A 21,439-nucleotide genomic window follows, 5' to 3' on the forward strand; every position below is an offset into this window, starting at 1 on the left:
TGTTTAGATCACTTCTTCGATGTGAAGAAGACTGGTTTGGTGAAGGCGTTAAATTGATTTTGAAGGGTAATTTAACGAGTTCTGATTCACCAGAAGCTTTTTTTAGGTGACGGTGTGGAAATTCATCAAGAATAGCGATCGCTCCAATTTAGAATCAATACAGCATAAGCTTTTCACAGATTCGTAATGGTTTATTTACGCCGTACTGTACTAGTTTGATTCTGAGAGTACAGCAAATTATTAGACAACACAAGGGTTTACAGCGTAGAAGCTGCTGGTTGTGGTTGCGGTGGCTCAGATACCACAAATGTTACTGAACCCGAACCCAACCCGGAAGAATTTATCCCAGATGAAATACCTGAAGTTGTTCCAGCTATACCAGCGACAATTTCTGCACCTTTGACAACTGCAAATTTATCAAATTCCAGACCTACAACCATGTCAAACCGCACATCTAACTACATCACCGCCAGCCAAGCACCCAGCGACCTCGCTGAACTTAACTTAGTTTATGCTTTAGGTACACTGGGTTATGATTTTGGTTCAGAAGCCAGACGGGACTCGTTTAAACAATTAATGCCAGGGGTAGCAATAGACGGAACAGCAATTCCGGCTAATCCCTATGATGCCCGGCAGATGGTAGATTATTTAGCAGATAATCCTTCTGAAGCTAAATCTTTAATTTGGACATTAAATTTAGAATTAACCCCTATCTATGCCATTGAACCAGGTGGGGCTTTTGCTAGAGATGTCTATGAAATTTTACAACAATTATTATCAGGACAAATCCAAGCTGAAGATGCTGAGAATTATGTAGAAAGAGTGAGCATTCCAGGGATTTTATCAGGACGGAGTGTAAAACTGTTTTCTGGTCAAGTTGTACCTGTAATTGAAGTTCCCAACACACGGGGGCTTTACGGTTGGAAGGTTAACACCTTGGTTGACGCTGCTATTCAGACAATCCAAGCACAAGCCACAGAAGCCCAAGAAGAGTCTATTCGGCGCACTTTGGGTAGTTTCCTCAGCCGCATTTATTATGATTTACGCAATTTAGGTACAACTTCCCAAGACCGGGCGTTAAATTTTGCTTCTACCAATGCTTTCCAAGCGGCTTCTACCTTTGCTGAAGCTGTGGCTACAGGTATGGAATTGGATAGTATTACAGTAGAGAAAAGTCCTTTCTGTCGTTTAGATAGCGATTGTTGGGATGTAAAATTGAAGTTCTTTGACCCTGAAAATAGCCGTCGTGCTAAGAAACTATTCCGGTTTACAATTGATGTGAGTGATATTATTCCTGTGACCTTGGGCGAAGTGCGTTCTTGGTCTACACCTTATTAATAGAAAAGGGAACAGGAAACAGGGAACAGGGAACAGGGAAAAATCTATTTTTCATTCTGTTTTCTGACTCCTTATGTAAAATCCAAACTCTAAAATCTAAAATTGGTATGTTATGAGATTACCTAAACTTTCCCCACCAGTAAAAAGACCGGATATTATTTATCCTCATCGGTCTGTTGATGTGATTCATGGCAGAGTTGAAGATTTAGTTCATATTCGCATGGATTTATTACATGGTGCTAACTATAATGATCCTGCTGCTTTTCAAAATCGCAGTTATCAGCAAATTAAGTCCTCTTGTAGATGTACGTTTTAGGAATTATCAAAATTATGAGTAGACCAAAGAAAACTCCCGCAAATTCCAGCCAACCAGAACCTAAACCACCAGCAGAAATTGAACGCAAATTGTTATCTACTGGTTTAGAGGATTATGGTTTTTGGTCACAGGAAATCGCTAAACAAAAAGCCCAACAAACTGAACCTGATAAACCTTTCCGTCGTGGTCGCATTTGGTGTTAATTCCTCAAGATCAAGATCCCCGACTTCTTCAAGAAGTCGGGGATATGAATTTTAAAGACCGCTTCCCTGAGTAATACTTCTCTACCCCAAGCTGTCTTTCAGAGCATAAATCACCTGGTCTTGCTGTAACTGGGTGAGTTCTGGGAACATGGGTAAAGATAACACCTGATTACAAGCTAACTCAGCTACTGGTAATTGTCCGGGCTGATAGCCTAAATATTGATATACTGGCTGTAAATGTAAAGGATGGGGATAATAAACCATGGAATTGACCCCCCGCTCTTGGAGTTGACTCCGTACCCAGTCTCGGTAGTTCGGGCGCACTATTCCCTCAGTGCTGGAAATGCGAATAGTATACTGATTCCATACACTCAACCCCCCGGGTAGTTCTTGGGGGACAATAATATCTGGAATGTGACTGAGAAACTGCTGGTAATAAGCGGCGATCGCCCGTCGTTGGTGATTCCAAGTATCAAGATAACGGAGTTTAATTTGCAAAATAGCCGCTTGCAGACTATCTAAGCGACTATTTATACCAATTTCTTCGTAGTAATAGCGATTTTTCTGCCCATGTTCTTTGAGTATCCGCAATTTTGCTGCTAGTTGAGGATCATTGGTAGTAATGGCTCCACCGTCACCGCACCCGCCGAGATTCTTAGTAGGGTAGAAACTAAAGCAGCCAATATCTCCTATGCTACCAACTTTTTGATGATCCCAGGTTGCACCTGTGGCTTGAGCGCAATCTTCAATCACTGCTAAATTGTGAGACTTAGCGATGGCCATGAGTGCTGTCATATCTACCGGTTGACCAAATAAGTGCACTGGGATAATGGCTTTGGTTTTAGGTGTAATGGCTGCGGCTACTTGCTGCAAGTCAATATTTAAAGTATTACTGTCAATATCCACAAAAATTGGTGTTGCACCCACCGCGCTAATAACTTCAGCCGTGGCCACAAAGGTAAAAGGTGTGGTAATCACTTCATCACCTGTACCAATTTCCAGAGCTCGTAAAGCTAAGTAGAGAGCATCAGTACCTGAGTTGCACGCTATACAATGATTAGTCCCATGATAGGCAGCAAACTGTTGCTCAAAGCTTTCTACTACAGGGCCACCAATATAACGCCCAGAAGTTAAAACTTCTAAAACCGCAGCACTCACTTCTGCTGCAATGGTAGCGTATTGGTGCTGAATATCAAAGGCAGGGACGGAATTTAGGCTCTGGATCATAAGTTTTCATTTGCTCTGAAAATACAAAGGATGCACTGGGACAGCCAATTTTTACGCTTGTTCAATTTTATCAAACAACTTGGTCAAGATGTCGCCACGGATACCCATCAAAGCTGGGTTTTTACTGGAATTATTGTATGGTTGAGAATATCATTGTTAAGCGCTCAGTCTGTGGGAGATGAATAACCTATGCAGGATTTAATAAGGCTGGATTTGGTTGATTTAGTGATTGCGGTGGGATTGATGGCTATAGCTATCGGTTTATCTACCTGGGAAAGGTTAGGATTAGAGTTAAACTTAGCCATGGCTACCGGTAGAACTATCTTACAACTACTCGTATTAGGATACGTTTTAGACTTCATCTTTGCTTTAGATAATGTTTGGGGAGTTTTGGCGATTTTAGCAGTAATCTTAACTATTACAGCTATGGTGGCCAGAAATCGCATCAGTGTGAAAATTCCCCGGGTTTTACCTTTGGTATGGGGCGCAATTTTAATTAGTACAGCTTTGACGGTTATTTATACTAACTTCTTGATTATTCAACCGGACAGATGGTATGAACCCCGTTATGTAATTCCTCTAGCAGGGATAGTATTAGGTAATGCGATGAATGCAGCGGCGATCGCCGGGGAACGTCTTGTTAGCACTCTGAACTCACAGTATGTGGAAATAGAAACACACTTGAGCTTAGGTGCGACTCCCCACCAAGCAGTTAGCCAATACCGGAAACAAGCCATCAGAAGCGCATTTTTACCAACTCTCAATCAAATGATGCTCATGGGTATGGTGGCTATTCCGGGAATCACGACGGGACAGTTAATCGCCGGAATTAGTCCCCTTGATGCTGTATACTACGAAATTGTAATTATCTTTATGGTGGCCATGGCTAACTTGCTGACAAGTATTTTAGTCACCAGAGGATTATATCGTCAGTTCTTTAATTCTGCTGCCCAGTTGGTGACCCCTGGGGATTGATGGCGATTTTGTTAGAATAGGGGTTTACCTTCCCCAGGAGCTAAAGTGTCTGAATCTGTGCCAATACGGGATAGCTATCTCGCTTTAATTGATGAAATTGTGGAATCTACCCTCCAGGGCAAAATTAGCTCTGTAGAAATGGTGTATCAAATATTGCAAAATAAAATAAAGGCGGGAACCGGAGAAATATTTGAACTAGTATTAAGCGATCGCCTCAGTAGCATTCAAAGCCAAGTTGATACCCAAACAGATGAACTCAAAAAAGCCAAAGCCAACCGCAAATTGAGAGCGGTGAAAACTATTCAAACTCAATGGCAAAGATATTCCCAGCACTATCAAACCACAGAAGCGATCGCAAGCGCAATTAAAGAAATTACCACGGCCGCTACAGATGAACGTCTGACGATTTTTTTACGTGTTATCGACCCCAATCAAAAGCAACCACTAAATATACAGTCAACAAAGCAGTTAGCCACAGGTTTACAACAATTTGCTCAGGTAGATACTGACTTACAGGAAATATCCCAGGGAATTACCTGCGGTTTAGCTAACTGGGAACGACTACAAGAGCACCTAGTTAGCTGGATGTATGAAAGCAATCAACAATTAGGTTTTGGTGGGGTTCCGACAGAAAGTGGTCCTTGGGCAACTTGGGCAAAGCAGGTTAATAGTAATGTATGTCAAGCACTGTTTCGCGCCCTAGCAAGGGAACAATCTGTGTGGGAATTTGCACAACAGCAAGGGCGTATCAGCCTGAGTGAGTGGGTAGAACTAGGATTAATTTTACAATACCTGCAACGAGGTTTAGTCAACTGGTTCGACCAACAGGCTTACAACGTCCAAGCAGGATCAAAGTTATCAATTTCTACATTTTTAACCTTTGCAGTCATTTGGAGCCAGTTAGCAACTGGTTTTAATCATCAACCCATATACAGTCATGGCTGCTCTCTGGTTATGCTCCAGATCCTGCGCCACTTTGCCCAGCGTCCCTATTTTCCCCTGTATGGTGGCATTTTTGCCTCTTTTTCTGGTGGTTACTTACGGGATGCTTTGGATTATCTCGATGAACCACTGCGACGAGTAGAGGGAAATCAGCAAAAAGCTAGAATTATCACCCTTTTAGGCTATTCACAACGGGCTTTAGGACAATATGAGCGTTCTATTGCGTTTCACCAGCAAGCACTGGAGATCGCTAGAAACGCCGGTGACCTCCCCTGTGAACTGGCCAATCTCAACCACCTGAGTCGTACCTATGTACAACAGAAAAATTATGCTCAGGCCATTAACTACAGTCAACGAGCATTAATGCTCAGTCGCCAAGCAGGGGAAAGGACAGCACAAGCCAATGCGCTGGTAAATTTAGGTTACAGCCAAGTTATGGAGGCGCAACAGCTAGAACAAAGAGAAACAGAGGTTTATGAAACAGCTATTAATTATTTAGAACAAGGGTTAAAGTTATCAGAACAATTAGGCGATATTCAAAGTAAAGCTTTATGTTTTAGTAGCTTAGGTATTGCCTATTTAGTTATCGGTCAATCATCCGCGGCAATTCCCTATTTAGAAAATGGGTTTAAAACAGCCCAAGTTGCTGGAGATTTATATCTCCAAGGTCGGAATTTAGCTTACTTATCTGAAGCTTATTATAACTTACAAAACTCAGAAAAAGCTATTTATACTGGTAGCTTAGGAATGTATCTGTTAGAGCAAATTGCTTCTAGTGAATGGAGACAACCAGCAGGGTTACTGACAATTTTACGGGGTCAAATGGGAGACGAAGCTTTCCAATATCTGCTACAGCAACATCGTCCCAAAATGATTGCGATTATTGGTGTAGATGGATATGATTACATCCCCCAATTGTTAGGAAGGTACGAGGAAACTATGTGATATTTACTCAATCAAGACTTCATCGCCTTTTTAACCAATTCTGGAATCTGAGAAAGACGTTCAGCAACAGTCACTTTTGCGGCTTCAAAAGCAGCTAATTTACTTTGTGCGGTGCCAAAATTAGGCTCACGTCCAATAACTGTAGCCAAGGTACCACTTTGTCGCCAATTTTTTGGTCTTGGTGCGTGTCTACCTGCAATATAAGCAATGACTGGTTTATCAATGGCTTCAGCAATATACTTTGCTGCTGCTTCTTCACTATCGCCACCGGGTTGACCGACTAAAACTATCGCTTGTGTGGTTTCATCTTCATCGAGAATTTGCAGCCATTGCAGAAAGGATGAACCGACGATCGCATCACTACCAATACTCACACTAATGGATTGCCCTAAACCAGCTTTAGTTAGTTCCCAAGCAACCTCGTATGTGAGGGTACTGCTGCGGCTAACGATACCAACCGGTCCTGGTCTATATAATTCACTGGGTTGAGTACCCAAAAGAATTTTACCCGGTACGATAATTCCCGGACTGTTGGGACCTACTATCAAGGTTTCACCCGCTTCTGACTGACGGAGTAATTGCACCATATCCAAAGGTGGTACCCCACCGGAAATGATAATTATCTGACTGATATGAGAGGCGATCGCTTCTAAGGCTGCATCTAAAACTTGGTACGGATGTACGCAGATAATTGCTGTATCAATTGCGCCGAATTCTTCCACCACCTCTTCCACTAAATCGAAGATTGGCAGATTGTACAGTTGCTGTCCACCACATCCGGGATTGACACCAGCAACTAAATTTGTACCATAAGCTTGCATTTGAGCAATATGATTTGCTGAAATAAATTCAGAAAAGCCCTCAATTAATACCTTACTATCTGGTGTTAAGTTCATAAAACATTTTAGTAGCTTTAGCAATTATCTATGTTCATCTGTGTACCCTACAGGAGTCCGCTAAGGCCTCTACATCTGTGGTGAAAAAATTCTGACCTCATGAGTAAGTAAACCAGAAAAAACCAAAGGCTTTACCCATCACGTTTGGTAAAACTCACAGATGTTGCCACTGCCTCATCTAAATTTTCCAGTACTATCAGAGCATCAGGTTTAGTATTTAATCGCCCTAACAATTTTTGAGCCGCAGCGAACTCAGATCCAGCAATGCGGACAACCAAACGGGGAAAATGATGTCCTCGGCGAGTTTTGGTGCTACAAGCTACACTTGCTGATTGAACTTCGCGGTTGTCCTGCTGCATAAAATTGCTAATGATTTGCACTACTTCCTTAGTCTCAGTTACACCACCGATTAGGTTTAGTAGTATAACTTGAACACTCTTGTCAGCGGCTAAAAAATTTAAGCCTTTAGCAAGGCGATCGCAGAAAGTTGTCGGTGAAACATCTGTGAGCAAAGCATGGCGCAGGTTCAGACAACTACCAGGTTTACCACCTGCACTAGTGACTAAATCCAAGGTAGCCATCATCGAACCAGTACCATTAGCCAAAATGCCAATTTTACCATGCAGTTCTAAACCATCCCAATTACCTAACTGAGGGTTGATGGTACTTCTACCATGACGGTTAGCTGTTTTTACGGCTATTTCCTCCAAATCTGGATGGCGGCCAATGGCCCGTTCATTGATACTGACTTTACCATTGAGAGCCATAACTTCACCTGAAGCATTTACGGACAGGGGACTAATTTCCACCAAATCCAAGTCTTTTTGGATAAATAACTGATACATTTTGTCAACTACAGAGCTGACAGACTGGATTAATTTTCCGCGTAAACCCATTTTTAACGCCAGTCGCCGCGCATAGAAAGCAGAAAATTCCTGTTCAACCACAACGTGATGCATTTTTTGCCCTGGGGATTCCCAGTCGATATCCGCTTCCGTGCCGCCTAAAAGCACTGGTCGGCACACAGCAGTATCTAAGACTACTGCTAGATAAAATTCTTTTTCCCCTATATACTGGGATTCTCCTAGTATAACTTCCGGTAACTCGCCCCAAATTGGCAAATTAAATATAGTCTGTGCCGCTGCGATCGCGTCAATTGTTGTTTCTACAAACCTCACCCCACCAGCTTTCGCCCTTTCTCCCGTGTATACTTGGGACTTCAGTACAATCGGGTAGGGAATTTTTAACCTTTTCAAATCTGTAGGATGGTCAATTCGTTGGGAAGGCAATACGGGAATGCCTATTTTCCCAAACCATTCTTTAACTTGGTACTCCAATAGCTCCATATACTTGCACCCTATATTTACACTTCCAAAAGCATTTTGCCGGTGCTGATTTTAACTGTTCATAGCACTAGAATTACATAATTAAGCTGCTTTCGTGTTATTTAAAGTAATTTATTCATTGTGTATTAATTCTATCGGATTATATCCAGAATGCCAATGTATTTTTTTAGATGGGAATATGAATACTGTAATATAAAAAGTTATTATTTACTCATTAATTTAGTAAGTAAGTAAAAAACTCTGGTGTTGCCGTTGCCAAAAAGACTGAAACAATGGAAGTAGAAGCTAGATTCATATATAAACTATGCCTGAACTTCCCAAAAGTCTGGAAGAAGCCATCGCTCAATCTCGCATGGCCACCCAAGCCGCCCTTACAGACGGGTACACTCGCTTACAAGTTGATTTTCTGTTCCCCGAACTAAAACTGATGCCCGTGGCGGCGGAATTTTTGCCCGTATTTGCCAAATATGATTCCCGTCTGAAAGTTTTCTTTGCCGATGCTGGTGCTGCGGCCCTGGCTAACCGTGATTGGCAGGATACACCATTTACAATTTTGGATATCGGTACAGGTAGGGCGGCCTCCCTACAATCGAAAATTCACCCAGATGATGAAATTTTCTTATTTATTTCCCCCTCCTCTGTAGAAGTTCCCCAGGTGGAAAAGTTATGCGAAGAGATAGGCGATCGCCCTTTTGTGATGTTAAATCCCCGCCTGGAAGATTCTGGGGTTGTGGGTATTGGTTATACAGCTAGGCAAACCCGCCAGCGTTTTATTAGTACCATTGAATCTTGTTACTACCTGCGTCCTGTGGATGATACCACTGCTGTATTTCGCTGCTATCCTGGACTATGGGAGGTCTGGGTAGAAACAAATGGCGAGTATGAAAAAGTGGCGGAATTACCCAAAAGACCAACAGGTGATGAGTTGGATATGATTGTCATCCAAGGACAACCACAAACACTTCAGGATGGTGTACCGGCGAAAAAGCCGAGTGTGTTGAAGAGTTTACAACGCTTCTTGAAGGCTTTGAGTAGTTAGTCTGAAATCAGAAAAATCAACCACAGATGTAGATTGTCTGTATCTGTGGTTGAAATTCAATGTAGTAACTCTTCTACCTGGTGCTGATGCCACAATTTTTTGTAAAGACCATCTGTTTGCAATAGTTCTGAGTGATTGCCTATTTGGACAATTTTGCCCTTATCCATCACAAAAATCCGGTCAGCCGTCGCCGCCGCCGATAGCTGATGAGTGATGAAAATTATGGTTTTGCGACTGCCTTTACTGGTAAGATTACGTATAATTTTTGTAGCAGTTTGATTATCTACACTGGAAAGGGCATCATCTAAAATTAGGATTGGAGCCTCCACCAACATCGCCCTAGCTAAGGCGGTACGTTGTCGTTGACCTCCAGAAAGAGTTATACCCCGCTCCCCCACAATGGTTTCATATTCCTGGGGAAAATTCCTAATTTCGCCATCAATTTGGGCTATTTTAGCAACATCCTCTATGAGTTGTAATTCACCGACTGGGTCACCGTAGCGGATATTATTCTTAATTGTAGTGCTAAACAAAAAACTATCTTGAGGAACATAGGCGATGGACTGACGTAAATCCGCCAATGATATCTTAGTAATATCGACATCATCGAGGAACAATTGCCCGGGTGGAATATCTAACAAACGCGGTAAGGCATTAGCTAAAGTTGATTTACCAGAACCAATGGCCCCCACAATGGCTAGTGTTTCCCCAGGAAAAATAGTAAAGCTGATATTATCTAAAGCCGCAGTACTGGCACCAGGGTAGGTAAAGCTGAGATTAATGGCCTTGATTTCTCCTTTAATCTCATTCTTGGGCAAATGTACAGTATCCGGTGCGTCTTGAATTTTCGGTGTTACAGACAGAATAGACTCCAGGCGGTCAATACTCACTTCACCACGTTGATAAGCTGTAATCGTAAAACCTAATAAAGCTGTGGGAAACACTAAACGTTCTACATAAATCAGCAGGGCCAAAAAATCTCCTACAGCCAGAGTTCCCGTAGAGATTTGTAAGCTTCCCAGCCAGATGATTACCAGAGAACTGAGATTAGCTAAACCACCAATTAAAGGAAACAGTATATTGCGGCTTTTAGCCAGTTGTAGGTTAGCCGCCAATAGCTGCTGGTTCTTTTGACCAAACGCTCGACGCTCATTGTCTTCTTGGGCGTAGATTTTAATTAAAGCAATACCGCTAATGTCCTCTTGAATTAGTTCACTGATGTCGGATAGTTCTTCTTGTACTACAGCTTGCTCCTTACGGAGACGATTGCTAAATAGATGTACTAACCAGAACATGAAAGGATACACAGCCAAAGAAGCTAGTGTAAGATTGACACTAATTGTCAACATTATTGGTAGGGTGAGAGCATAGGCAAAGATAGTATTTGCTAAACTCAGTACAGCAAAACCCACCAACCTCCTCACATTGTCTACATCACTGGTGGCCCGATTAATTAAATCTCCAGCAGTATTAGTGACAAAATAAGCGGGTTCTAGCTTGAGTAGGTGTTCAAAAATGCGTTGTTTCAGGTCAAATTCTACCTGTCGCCCCACCCCAAACAGCCAAATCCGCGAAGCCATACGGATGAGCCACATGGCGGAAGTGAGCAAGACAATTGGGACTACATAATATAATATTTGGTTGAAATTAAAGCTAGCCGAAAGTTGGTCAATGGCTGAACGAATCAACCAGGGAATATAAACACCCAGCCCATTGACAGATAATAAAGCAAGAATGCCTAATGTAGTTTCCCGCCAATGGGGACGTAAATAAGCACCGATTTTAGCCAGTCGTCGAGATTCTGCCATTAAAGCGATATTGCAACTTAATTATCCTGAGGATCAACTGCTGATAAATCTCTGATGTTATGGGAATTTCAGCAATCTGCCCTATCCTACTTTAGCGAATAGAGAAGCCAATCAAGCAGCAAGTCAATATTTTTCAGGTTAAACCACAGATGCCGACAGATAAATATGATCAAATATCTGTGGTTCATTATTCGCTGATTCCTATTTTTGCACTCTCAGCTTTAGCGAGGTGCTTGGTCACCACGCAAGAAAAAGTAAATCTGGTTGAGATAACTTTCCCATACTTGGGTTGTCAGTTGCAGGGTTTCCGCACTGGGTACAAAGTCCTCAATTCGCAAGCCGCGAGTGCTGTCTGGACGAGTTTGGGCTAGGTAAGGTGAAACATTCACACCCAAAGAATTAAAGGCTATATTTGTATGACTTTGTTCTTGATTGAACAAGATATTATTCCCCACCACATCAGAAATTATCGGGGGTGCAGTTGCTGGTCGCAATGCCACCAGAGCCTCTACAGAATTAGTATTGGGTCTCATGGATGAAACTACTCTAGAATCCTGAATAAATTCCTGTGTTGCTAAGTTGGTATATCCTAATGTTGCTATGGGTACCCTGACCAAAAAGTAGGCGATCGCCGGTGTACTTGCCAACAGTAAAATTGTCAGCGACCAACCCAGCAAATAACCCCCTGGTTTTTCTATCCCGCCCCCCTTAATCTTCTGGGCGGCAAACATCATTAGTAAAATAGAAGCGCCTAAAGGCTTGAGGGGAAATGATACTACCTTCCACAGAGATGCCACAGCCGGTTCATTAGGGTTAATAAACGACAAAGCTATGACAATCAAAACAACGACTAAAACTAATCTCCCGATAAAGGTTCCCGAAGGATAAAACCTCTGAAACAAGGAGTATACAACAGTGCCAATCAGCAGCCATAGCAGTACTCGGCTTAGTAATAGAAACATAGATTAACTCTCAAATTTTTTGGGGCTGTAAGCCAGTTTCAAATAGGAGTTTCCCCCATGAGTAACTGACATACACGTAATGATCAGTCTAGAGATTCACCGACAGAAGATGTATTTTATCGTCAAATTGTAATCGTACTATTACTTGAGAGCAAATACACCCAGCCTAAGACCTCGTAGTGATTTTAGTCCAATTTTTTCATACTGCCTCTATTATTTGTCATTTTTCGGATGGGTAATGTGGCATCAGTAAACTAAATTAATTGAATGGTTGTCAATTCTCAAGGAAAAACTATGTCTTCTGCAAGGCCGAGCATCTTAGTAACGGGGGGAGCTGGATATATTGGTTCTCATACTGTATTGGCTCTTAAGCAAGCGGGTTATGAAGTTGTCATACTTGATAATCTGGTTTATGGGCATCAAGATTTGGTGGAAAAGGTGTTGCGCGTAGAACTCGTAGTGGGGGATACAGGCGATCGCCCTTTGTTGGATGCCTTATTTAAAACCCGCAATATTACTGCTGTTATGCACTTTTCCGCCTATGCCTACGTAGGTGAGTCTGTGACTGACCCGGCTAAATATTACCGTAACAATGTTATGGGTACTTTGACGCTGTTAGAGGCGATGCTGGCTGCATCTATTAAAAAATTTGTCTTCTCTTCCACCTGTGCGACCTATGGAGTCCCGGAAATCGTACCTATACCGGAAAACCACCCCCAAAACCCCATTAACCCCTATGGGGCTAGTAAGCTGATGGTAGAGCGGATTCTTTCTGACTTTGATGTAGCTTATGGTTTGAAGTCAGTATGTTTTCGCTACTTTAATGCAGCTGGTGCTCATCCGAGTGGCTTACTAGGGGAGGATCATCAACCAGAAACCCACTTAATCCCCTTGGTGCTGCTCACAGCTTTGGGTAAAAGAAATTCTATTTCTATTTTTGGCACGGATTACCCCACCCCTGATGGTACTTGTATTCGTGATTATATTCACGTCAGTGATTTGGCAGATGCCCATGTTTTGGGTTTGCAATATCTCTTAGAGGGTGGGGAGAGCGAAGTTTTTAACTTGGGTAATGGTAATGGCTTCTCCGTCAGAGAAGTGATTGCAGCCGCAGCAGAAGTTACCGGTATGAGTATACCAGTGGCAGAATGCGATCGCCGCCCCGGTGATCCCCCTTCTCTGATTGGTAGTGGTGAGAAAGCCAGAAAAATGCTCAATTGGCAACCTCAATACCCTGGGATTAAAGATATTGTCACTCATGCTTGGCAGTGGCATCAACAGCGACATATGTATATGTAATTACAGGGTTTTCGGAATATTCTAGGAGGTATTGCAATACCTCCTCTTGAGGTTATAGCAACCGCCAAGGTGGTTAGGACACAAACAGAAGATAAAACCATTGAAATTCAAGCGTTTCAAGGCTTCCCCCTGCCCCCTGCCCCCTGCCCCCTGCTATACCTTACCCGAAGTATCATAAATCCAATAGCCAAAGTCATAACAATTACCAGGGCTAGCACGGTAATACTTAACCGTGACCTGACATTCACATCTTGAGTGGGTGTATTATTGGTTTGTTTGACTGCATTTATGGCTGTTCCCCTAGCTACAGTCACGTCAAACTCAAATTTAAATGGTTTAAAACTGCCCTCAGTGGTAGGTTTACCGATTAGCTGTAGCTGATACCGTCCTGGCTTAGGGAACATAATTTCAGCACCGGGAATACCTTGATAACGTTCAGCCGTCACCGGTTCTAAATCGGGTGCTATGAGGGCTGGTTCTCCGGGTACATAAGGTTGAGCATAAATCAATAATTCACAATCACACTCTGTCAAAGGAAGCACCTGACCACCTTTACGAGTCAAAGCAAACCAAGCTTGGGTAGGTTCCCCAGCACGAGGCTGGTCATTTGGTTCCATGTGGAGAGTAGCACCCACATCTTCAGCTATTTGCACTTGATGAGCAAACAGAGGATGAGCTGTAATTATTGACATAACTAAGCAAGTCAAAAATAACAAGTAATAGATAATTCTTGGTTTGTTACCATACCAGTAACTAGGATTTGCTTGGGGGTACATAAAACTTTTGTATATTTAACTTTGACCAAAACCAACTTGAGCGCACCAATAACACGCCCACGGTAACAGTTCCTAGTAATACTACCGCTAATTGATTGCCCCATGTTAACTGCAAGGAACCTAAATAATGGGAACCAATCAATACAGCATGAATAGAACTTAAAAGTAAAGCTGGTAAACTCAATAGATGAATCTGTCGCCAAAGTTTACCCAAATATTTTTGCAGTGATTCAAAACTTGTCAAGGCTGCGGGGGTAATTAACACTAAAGCTGCAGCACCCGCAGCCATACCCCAGCGAAAATCCGGCGGTAAGAACCAGAACGCTGCCAATTGCCACTGCAATGAATGTGCCATCATGTGGGTGGTATGCACCACAGCCAGGACAAAAGCACCCACACCCAAACCGCGACGGTAACGCAAGGGTGAAGCCCACAGGCGGCTTATAGGACGGGCAATTAGTGCCAAGATTAAGCAGAGTAAGGCGGCGTGTCCAGTATAATCTACCATGGTGTCGCCAGTCCGTAACAAAGTTAGTACGCCAATGGTGAGTGTTACCCAGCCGCCTAAGCGAAATAATTGACTGCGCTGGTCTTTATTTACCAAGGAGGTGGAAACACCCACACCTAGCATAGTGGGTAGGGTTCCCAGGCCAAAAGCCAGCATGGTGGCTGCACCCATCCATAAATTGCCTGTTTCCGCAGCTTTAATCTGAGCAGCATATAAGAAACCACAGGGCATTAAACCCCAGGTCATGCCTAAAAGTATGGGTGTCCACCATCTGTTTTGATGGGAAAGTTGCAGCATCCCTAGACTCAGACGCTCATGTAAACTTCCTTTGAGTAACGGATGTAATACGGGGATGCGCGGTAGTAAATCCGGTGTTACTTGTCCTAAACCAAACCAAATCAGCATTAATCCGGTAATAATTGCCATCCAACGCCGGAAATCACTACCTACACCGGCAAACTGACCACCTTGGAGTAAGACAGAACCCAGGGACCCTATACCAGCACCAACTAGGGCATAGCTGAACATTCGCCCTAAGTTTAACAGGAAATGAAATTTCAATTGTTGTCGCCAGGTATTGGGTATTTTTTTTTCTGGTGTCGGTTGGGGGGAAACTGTTGCTCCTGTTCTTGGCTGCTGAGATAGGGAAAAGGCCACGGTTAAAGGGCCACACATCCCAAAGCAATGCCCAAAACTGCCCAGTAACCCCAGGATGGTGATCAGTGACAAATCTAGCATTATGATAAATTCCCCAGGCACTCTTCTAGTGCGGAAACTTACCGTAAGTTCTGGGATTTGTCAAAAGACGAGCTGTCAAACTTGGCTGACGGGGTGAGAGAATATATTAGGTTGGTTGGTGCTATGGGGTATCTTTGGAGGGGGCGTAAGATCCCCGACTTCTTACATAATTGAAATAATCTCATATAATTTGTCCAGAAGTCGGGGATCTGTGTGACTCGAAGATCATGTATTTGATTATGTTGACGATTAGGCAGATCCTTCCCTGGAATATCAACAAGCTCACGGAACTAGAAAAGCTAGGCTGAGATTTTCGTAAAGAATCCCGTATTTGTGGCCGTCTTGATTAACCCAGCCATCCAAGTAACTCCTCTTATGACCCGTCTAATTTGTGCTAGTACCGGTAAATCAATTAATCTCCTGAGTGAACTGGCTAATAGTGGTGAGGCTAAAGTTTGGCGAACTGATTACAGTGGTTATTTAGCTAAAATTTATCACCAGTCCACACCGGAACGAATGCAAAAGTTAGCGGTGATGCTCGACTATCCACCCCCTGATCCAAATCACGACATCAGTCATATTTCTTTCGCTTGGCCTCAGTCAGTCCTCAAAAATGCTCAGGGTGATTTGGTGGGGTTCTTAATGGGGGAAATTCGGGGGGGAAAAGAAATTTATGATGTGTACAACCCCACACGTCGCAACAAAATATGTAAACTACCGGCTGACTGGCGGTTTCTCCACTACACAGCCCAGAATATTGCCTCAATTATAGGGGCATTACACGATAAAGGCTATGTATTAGGTGATATTAAGCCGCAAAATATTTTAGTCAATGATCAGGCTTTACCTTCAATTATTGATACAGATTCTTTTCAGGTGCGTCATCCTCAAACTGGTAAAGTTTACCGTTGTTTGGTGGGAACCCCTGAGTACACACCACCGGAGTTAATTGGTCAGGACTTTGCAACCATTGAGCAAACAGAAATCCATGACCGATTTCGCTTGGGGATGATTATATATCAGTTATTATTCAGTGGTCAAAGTCTGTATGCAGGGAGGTGGAAAGGTGCAGGGGAACCGCCAGAACCCGGTGAATATATCCGTCGGGGTATATGGCTATATTCTCACCATCAGTTACTAGAACCCGTAGATAGAACCATACCCCTAGAAATTCTCCATCCACAGGTAAAAAGTTGTTTTCTCAGATGCTTTAATGATGGGTATAAAAATCCTGATTTACGCCCCAGTGCCGAGGAATGGTTCCAGGCCTTAAGAGTTGCTAGTCAAAGTTTAATACTCTGTAAGCAGATTGACAGTCATTACTATAGCCAAAGTTATGGTAGCTGCTATTGGTGCGATCGCGTTAGTAAAATTGGCGTTGAGATTTTTCCAGGGAGGGTGAGAGTCCAGCCCCCTCCTCCTAATTATGCACCCCAGAGCCAACCTGTAACCAGTGCAACGACTCAAACATCCCCAGTAAAAGTTACAACTTCACCCAGTGGTAACTTTTCACCCAGAACCCTCACCGGTCATTCTGACTGGGTTTATTCTGTATTATTAGCTACTAGCGCCATAGTGGGATTAATGACCACTCAAATTTATGCTTATATGCGTTATGGTTTATTTCCCACAAATCCTATAAGTGTCATTACCGGTTCACCTTTATTAGAAAACACCCTCACCGGTCATTCTGACGATGTTAATTCTGTAGGATTCAGCCCGGATGGTCAAACCCTGGCTAGTAGGAGTGGGGACAAGACTATCAAACTGTGGGATGTGAGGACAGGTAAACTTCGCCACACCCTCACCGGTCATTCTCACTCTGTTAATTATGTAGGATTCAGCCCAGATTCTGTAGGATTCAGCCCAGATGGTCAAACCCTAGCTAGTGGGAGTGTGGACTACACAATCAAACTGTGGGATGTGAACACAGGTAAGGTTCGCCACACCCTCACCGGTCATTCTAACTCGGTTTGGTCTGTAGGATTCAGCCCAGATGGTCAAACCCTAGCTAGTGGGAGTGAGGACTACACTATCAAACTGTGGGATATGAACACAGGTAAGGTTCGCCACACCCTCACCGGTCATTCTAGCGTGGTTGATTCAGTAGCCTTCAGCCCGGATGGTCAAACCCTAGCTAGTGGAAGTTGGGACAAGACTATCAAACTGTGGGATGTTACCACAGGTAAAGAGCTACACACCCTCACTGGTCATTCCGACTGGGTTAGGTCTGTAGGATTCAGCCCGGATGGTCAAACCCTGGCTAGTGGGAGTGATGACAAGACTATCAAACTGTGGGATGTTACCACAGGTAGAGAGCTACACACCCTCACCGGTCATTCTGACCAGGTTTCGTCTGTAGGATTCAGCCCGGATGGTCAAACCCTGGCTAGTGGGAGTTATGACAACACTATCAAACTGTGGCGGTTAAGGTAGCAGTGAATCAAAGTTTACCCAGGACTTCACATCCCCGACTTCTATGATGCTCTGTGACCACCTGAGAATATTTCGGACAGAAGTCGGGGATGTATAACCTCAACCTGCACATAATCCGGCGATCGCTATTGTGGAGATGATGGAGGGCGATCGCTATTGTGGAGAGTATGGAGGGCGATCGCTATTGTGGGGATGATAGAGGGCGATCGCTATTGTGGAGATGATGGGGGGCGAGCGCTATTGTGGAGATGATAGAGAGCGATCGCTATTGTGGAAATGATAGAGGGCGATCGCTATTGTGGAGATGATGGGGGGCGATCGCTATTGTGGAGATGATAGAGGGCGATCGCTATTGTGGAGATGATAGAGGGCGATCGCTATTGTGGAGATGATAGAGAGCGATCGCTATTGTGGAGATGATGGGGGGCGAGCGCTTTTCTTACCCTTTCAATAGTCTAAAGCAACACATTGTTACTAATCTTTCTCAAGATAATTACCTTTCCTTGTTTTAATTGTATCGCTTTTCTAATTTTAAGTTTCTCTTTTCTAAGTTTTTGTCTAGTTAATTCTAGAGCAATTAATTCTTGAGCGCGCTCTTCAATTTTTATTTGGCTCTCTATTGACATTTCTTTGATTTTTTCTCTCAGGTTTTTAGCCATTATGTGTAACCTTCCTCTTGTAATTTCAATAGATGGTCTTTGTAGCGTGCATCGGCTTTTTTAATTAGTTGTGTATAAAACCGTTTTTGGCTAACTCCAGATTTATCACCAGCTACCAATAATATTCCTTGTCTTTTTGGGTCAAAAGCAAATGCTACACGCCAAACACCACCATGAACAGAAAAACGTAATTCCTTCATGTTGCTGTACTTCGATCCGTTGAGAGTGTCAACATGGGGACGCTTTAGCTGTGATCCAAATTCTTCTAATAACTTTGCTGTAGCAAGTAACTCCTCTTGTACCTCTTGGGACAAAGCATCAAACTCTGGCTCAAAATCCTCATGAAATTCTACAGTCCATCCCACTAACTTATTATCGTCAAAATCTTATACTTTTTCAAGGTTATATCACATAACCATAGAAATCAAATTTCATCTACAATCGGGGTCATTTTGAGCCAAAAAAAATGGGCTTTAGCTGTGGCTGATTACATCCAAGCTATTGCCATTAATCCTAATTACTTTTTATCTTACAGCGATCGCAGTCTTTTTGACAATTACTTAACAAATCTTCACAAACCCAGGGAGAACCTGTAACCACACCTAGGAAACCACATCCCCTTTATTTTTGTCTGTAGGATTTCAAACCCTCCCTAATAGGAGTGGGGACACCACTATCAAACCGTGGATTGGGGCATCTTTTACTACTTCGGTCAAGACAACTGCACCCCAGAGCTAACCTGTAAAAACTCCTACCCCTAAAAGGAACCTAGCCCTAAACCATCCCCGCAGGGTAAAAATATTATTAGCTACTAGCGCTATAGTGGGATTAATGACAACTCAAATTTATGCTTATAGCCTTTTTCAGGCTCATGAAGTACACACCAATTCCCTATTTTCTATTCCCTGTTCCCCGTTCCCTCAAACTAAAAAAAATTGTACCTCACGAGCATGGGAAATGCTATATATGCGTTTTGCTATGGACGAGTTTCGACTCATTCCCAGTAAGACGAGCAACGACAACTTGAACACTTACGCAGAAGATACCCAGAAGCTGAAATTATTTCAGAAGTTGGAAGGGGACTCAATTTTAAACGGAAAAAATTCCTCGTAATTCTGGAACGAATCATCGAAAGTTAACAACATCTTGTTAGCATCTACAGGCATTATAGATGTAGATATAGAAAGATAAATTTTCAAATGACCATATACTTTTACAAGGTGTGGCAACCTTATGGCTGTTTTTCTAACTTTTCTCCCCACGGGATCACAATTCATGGTACTTACTGGCCCACTGTAGAGCATTATTATCAAGCACAAAAATTTGTTGGCAGTGTAGATGCAGTTATTATACCTGTGATTCATGCAGCCGAAACCCCGGAAGCAGCAGCGGCTTTAGGCCGCTGTCCTACTCGCCAACTGCGTCCAGACTGGGAGATAGTCAAAACCCAAGTTATGGGACAAGCCGTACTGCAAAAGTTTATGACTCATGGCGACATTAAAGAAATTCTTTTGAACACAGGTAATCAAACCCTAGTGGAAAATTCCCCCAATGATTATTTCTGGGGTTGTGGGGTACAAAAAACCGGTCAAAACCATCTTGGTAAAATTCTCATGGCTGTGCGTGAAGAAATCCGCGCATCACAACTTTCTACGGTATTTTTAGGGGGACGTAAGTTAGATTAATTACAGATTAGTGGAAATCGCCTGTACTGGACAGGTAGGGATACACTGTTCACAGACAATACAGCGCGATCGCGTGAATGTCAATTTATATGTTTCCGGTTGTAGGCTGAGGGCTTCTGTAGGGCAAACCCCAGTACACAAACCACAATGGACACAGACATTCTCATCAATGACAATTTCACCTAGGTTGTGAGAAACACTGATATGGCGCGATCGCATCCACTCAATAGCTTCATTTAAGCGGTCAATATCTCCAGACAACTCTACCACAAGTTTGCCAATTTGGTTAGGAGCCACTTGGGCGCGGATAATATTGGCAGCAACGTTAAATTCTTTAGCCAGTAAGTAAGTAACTGGCATTTGAATAGCCCGTTTAGGAAAAGTGAGGGTAACTCGTTTTTTCACAGGTTTAGCAGGGACTTTAGTTTTTTCTACCCTAGCGCGAAGGGAACTTGCACGGGGTGAGATTCCCATGGATCTCGAGTTAAGCGCGATCGCTCTGGGATTAAAGACCCCGTTTAATGCTACATAGAGATCCGGGGGTTAGAAACCCCCGTCTAATAGCTAAAGTCAGATAAATCTGACTAGAAAATCATGTATGTGATCATACTCTAGACCGCCAATAAACCTTTGCGTACCTTTGCGCCAACCTTTGCGCCCTTTGCGTTTAACAACAGATAGTGGATATAAACGAATAGATGATAGATCACATGGGGGGTTTTATCTCTACCCTAAGATAGATGACAAACTTACAGCTATTCTAACTTAAAGTTATTTACACTTGTATAAATTTTAATAAACTGTCTGGTAAATCACTGTCAGCGATCGCCTATATTGAAATTTCTACCCTTGTATATCCCCTAGTTTCCCATGTCCAGACTTTTGATTAGCCAGTACCAAGCAGAAGTAGCCAAAATTATTCAGTTTGGCGGTTCCCGTAAAGAAACTTCTATTCGCGTGGCTTTTCAAAACCTCTTAAATGAATATTGCAAACCCAGAGACTTTCTACTAATTCCCGAATTGGATTTTAAATTACCTAATGGTAAACTAGTTTACCCCGATGGTACGGTTAAGGATGCTTTGCGATTAGATTGGGGTTACTGGGAAAGTAAAGACGAAGATGATAATTTAGATCAAGAAATCGAGAAAAAGTTAAATAAAGGTTACCCTAGTAGTAACATCCTCTTTGAAGATTCCCAAACTGCGGTTTTAATTCAAAACGCCACAGAAACCCAGCGGGTATCGATGAAAGATGCTGAAGCTTTAGACGCACTCATTACCAACTTTATTAATTATGTCAGACCGGAGGTTAGAGATTTTCGGTCAGCTATAGATAGTTTT

The 21,439-nt window shown here is 42.9% G+C and carries 19 protein-coding genes and 2 pseudogenes; 11 read left to right on the plus strand and 10 right to left on the minus strand.

The features are described 5' to 3' along the window. Positions 1-261 precede the first annotated feature (261 nt). From NWP21_RS04615 to NWP21_RS04625, 3 genes and pseudogenes are all read left to right on the plus strand, one after another. Positions 262-1,338 (plus strand): annotated as a pseudogene (locus tag NWP21_RS04615) (PatA/PatG family cyanobactin maturation protease); the annotation flags it as partial. A gap of 112 nt (positions 1,339-1,450) precedes the next feature. After that, positions 1,451-1,654, plus strand: coding sequence for a cyanobactin biosynthesis system PatB/AcyB/McaB family protein (locus tag NWP21_RS04620; RefSeq protein ID WP_193942670.1), 204 nt, complete (start codon positions 1,451-1,453; stop codon positions 1,652-1,654). A gap of 14 nt (positions 1,655-1,668) precedes the next feature. Continuing rightward, complete coding sequence (locus NWP21_RS04625; protein ID WP_280686570.1) at positions 1,669-1,857, plus strand: cyanobactin biosynthesis PatC/TenC/TruC family protein; 189 nt, start codon at positions 1,669-1,671, stop codon at positions 1,855-1,857. 81 nt (positions 1,858-1,938) lie between these two features. Here the strand turns inward: NWP21_RS04625 and NWP21_RS04630 are convergent, their stop codons facing one another. Next, positions 1,939-3,084: a DegT/DnrJ/EryC1/StrS family aminotransferase gene (locus NWP21_RS04630; RefSeq protein WP_280791790.1), complete on the minus strand. Its 1,146-nt coding sequence runs from the start codon at positions 3,082-3,084 to the stop codon at positions 1,939-1,941. 189 nt (positions 3,085-3,273) lie between these two features. Between NWP21_RS04630 and fetB the strand changes: the two genes are divergently transcribed. Next, entirely contained in the window at positions 3,274-4,059 is a 786-nt protein-coding gene (gene fetB / locus NWP21_RS04635) for an iron export ABC transporter permease subunit FetB (protein ID WP_280791791.1), read from the plus strand. A 45-nt stretch (positions 4,060-4,104) separates the two neighbouring features. Next, positions 4,105-5,946, plus strand: coding sequence for a tetratricopeptide repeat protein (locus NWP21_RS04640; protein ID WP_280791792.1), 1,842 nt, complete (start codon positions 4,105-4,107; stop codon positions 5,944-5,946). 11 nt (positions 5,947-5,957) lie between these two features. Here the strand turns inward: NWP21_RS04640 and NWP21_RS04645 are convergent, their stop codons facing one another. Together NWP21_RS04645 and NWP21_RS04650 are read right to left on the minus strand one after the other, a co-directional pair. Continuing rightward, positions 5,958-6,842, minus strand: coding sequence for a CoA-binding protein (locus NWP21_RS04645; RefSeq protein WP_280791793.1), 885 nt, complete (start codon positions 6,840-6,842; stop codon positions 5,958-5,960). A gap of 131 nt (positions 6,843-6,973) precedes the next feature. Further along, positions 6,974-8,188 carry a succinate--CoA ligase subunit beta gene (locus NWP21_RS04650; RefSeq protein ID WP_280791794.1) on the minus strand — a complete coding sequence of 405 codons (1,215 nt, stop codon included), beginning with the start codon at positions 8,186-8,188 and terminating at the stop codon, positions 6,974-6,976. A 304-nt stretch (positions 8,189-8,492) separates the two neighbouring features. On the opposite strand from NWP21_RS04650, the gene NWP21_RS04655 reads away from it, so the two are divergent. After that, on the plus strand, positions 8,493-9,227 hold the full coding sequence (locus NWP21_RS04655) for a DUF1995 family protein (protein ID WP_280791795.1): 735 nt from the start codon (positions 8,493-8,495) through the stop codon (positions 9,225-9,227). Between the two features lie 56 nt (positions 9,228-9,283). On the opposite strand, the gene NWP21_RS04660 is transcribed toward NWP21_RS04655, so the two are convergent. Further along, a complete protein-coding gene (locus NWP21_RS04660; RefSeq protein WP_280791796.1) occupies positions 9,284-11,035 on the minus strand; it encodes an ABC transporter ATP-binding protein in 1,752 nt (583 codons plus the stop codon). A 221-nt stretch (positions 11,036-11,256) separates the two neighbouring features. Beyond that, entirely contained in the window at positions 11,257-11,997 is a 741-nt protein-coding gene (locus tag NWP21_RS04665) for a hypothetical protein (protein WP_271730697.1), read from the minus strand. 294 nt (positions 11,998-12,291) lie between these two features. Between NWP21_RS04665 and galE the strand changes: the two genes are divergently transcribed. After that, positions 12,292-13,296, plus strand: coding sequence for a UDP-glucose 4-epimerase GalE (gene galE / locus NWP21_RS04670; RefSeq protein ID WP_280791797.1), 1,005 nt, complete (start codon positions 12,292-12,294; stop codon positions 13,294-13,296). Between the two features lie 116 nt (positions 13,297-13,412). Here the strand turns inward: galE and NWP21_RS04675 are convergent, their stop codons facing one another. Both NWP21_RS04675 and NWP21_RS04680 read right to left on the minus strand, forming a co-directional pair. Further along, positions 13,413-13,988 carry a hypothetical protein gene (locus NWP21_RS04675; RefSeq protein WP_280791798.1) on the minus strand — a complete coding sequence of 192 codons (576 nt, stop codon included), beginning with the start codon at positions 13,986-13,988 and terminating at the stop codon, positions 13,413-13,415. Between the two features lie 61 nt (positions 13,989-14,049). Next, positions 14,050-15,318 (minus strand): sulfite exporter TauE/SafE family protein, encoded by a 1,269-nt coding sequence (locus NWP21_RS04680; protein WP_280791799.1) that lies wholly within the window; start codon positions 15,316-15,318, stop codon positions 14,050-14,052. Between the two features lie 375 nt (positions 15,319-15,693). Here NWP21_RS04680 and NWP21_RS04685 point away from each other — a divergent pair, with 375 nt between their 5' ends. Continuing rightward, positions 15,694-17,754, plus strand: a complete 2,061-nt coding sequence (locus tag NWP21_RS04685; RefSeq protein ID WP_280791800.1) for a hypothetical protein — start codon at positions 15,694-15,696, stop codon at positions 17,752-17,754. A gap of 455 nt (positions 17,755-18,209) precedes the next feature. Here the strand turns inward: NWP21_RS04685 and NWP21_RS04690 are convergent, their stop codons facing one another. Together NWP21_RS04690 and NWP21_RS04695 are read right to left on the minus strand one after the other, a co-directional pair. Further along, positions 18,210-18,413 (minus strand): hypothetical protein, encoded by a 204-nt coding sequence (locus tag NWP21_RS04690; protein ID WP_280791801.1) that lies wholly within the window; start codon positions 18,411-18,413, stop codon positions 18,210-18,212. Continuing rightward, positions 18,413-18,778: a type II toxin-antitoxin system RelE/ParE family toxin gene (locus NWP21_RS04695; protein WP_280791802.1), complete on the minus strand. Its 366-nt coding sequence runs from the start codon at positions 18,776-18,778 to the stop codon at positions 18,413-18,415. Before NWP21_RS04695 ends, NWP21_RS04690 begins: the two co-directional genes overlap by 1 nt. 87 nt (positions 18,779-18,865) lie before the next feature. Here NWP21_RS04695 and NWP21_RS04700 point away from each other — a divergent pair, with 87 nt between their 5' ends. Together NWP21_RS04700 and NWP21_RS04705 are read left to right on the plus strand one after the other, a co-directional pair. Continuing rightward, the gene (locus NWP21_RS04700) at positions 18,866-19,009 is read left to right on the plus strand and encodes a hypothetical protein (protein WP_280791803.1); all 144 of its coding nucleotides are present in this window, start codon (positions 18,866-18,868) and stop codon (positions 19,007-19,009) included. Between the two features lie 603 nt (positions 19,010-19,612). After that, positions 19,613-20,098: an NADAR domain-containing protein gene (locus NWP21_RS04705; protein WP_280791804.1), complete on the plus strand. Its 486-nt coding sequence runs from the start codon at positions 19,613-19,615 to the stop codon at positions 20,096-20,098. Here the strand turns inward: NWP21_RS04705 and NWP21_RS04710 are convergent, their stop codons facing one another. Next, complete coding sequence (locus tag NWP21_RS04710; protein ID WP_280791805.1) at positions 20,099-20,503, minus strand: NIL domain-containing protein; 405 nt, start codon at positions 20,501-20,503, stop codon at positions 20,099-20,101. Positions 20,504-20,968: 465 nt separating this feature from the next. Between NWP21_RS04710 and NWP21_RS04715 the strand changes: the two are divergent. Then, positions 20,969-21,439: pseudogene (locus tag NWP21_RS04715) on the plus strand (DNA methyltransferase); the annotation flags it as partial.

The sequence above is a fragment of the Anabaenopsis sp. FSS-46 genome, assembly GCF_029891665.1.
GTDB classification, from domain to species: Bacteria; Cyanobacteriota; Cyanobacteriia; order Cyanobacteriales; family Nostocaceae; genus Anabaenopsis; species Anabaenopsis arnoldii.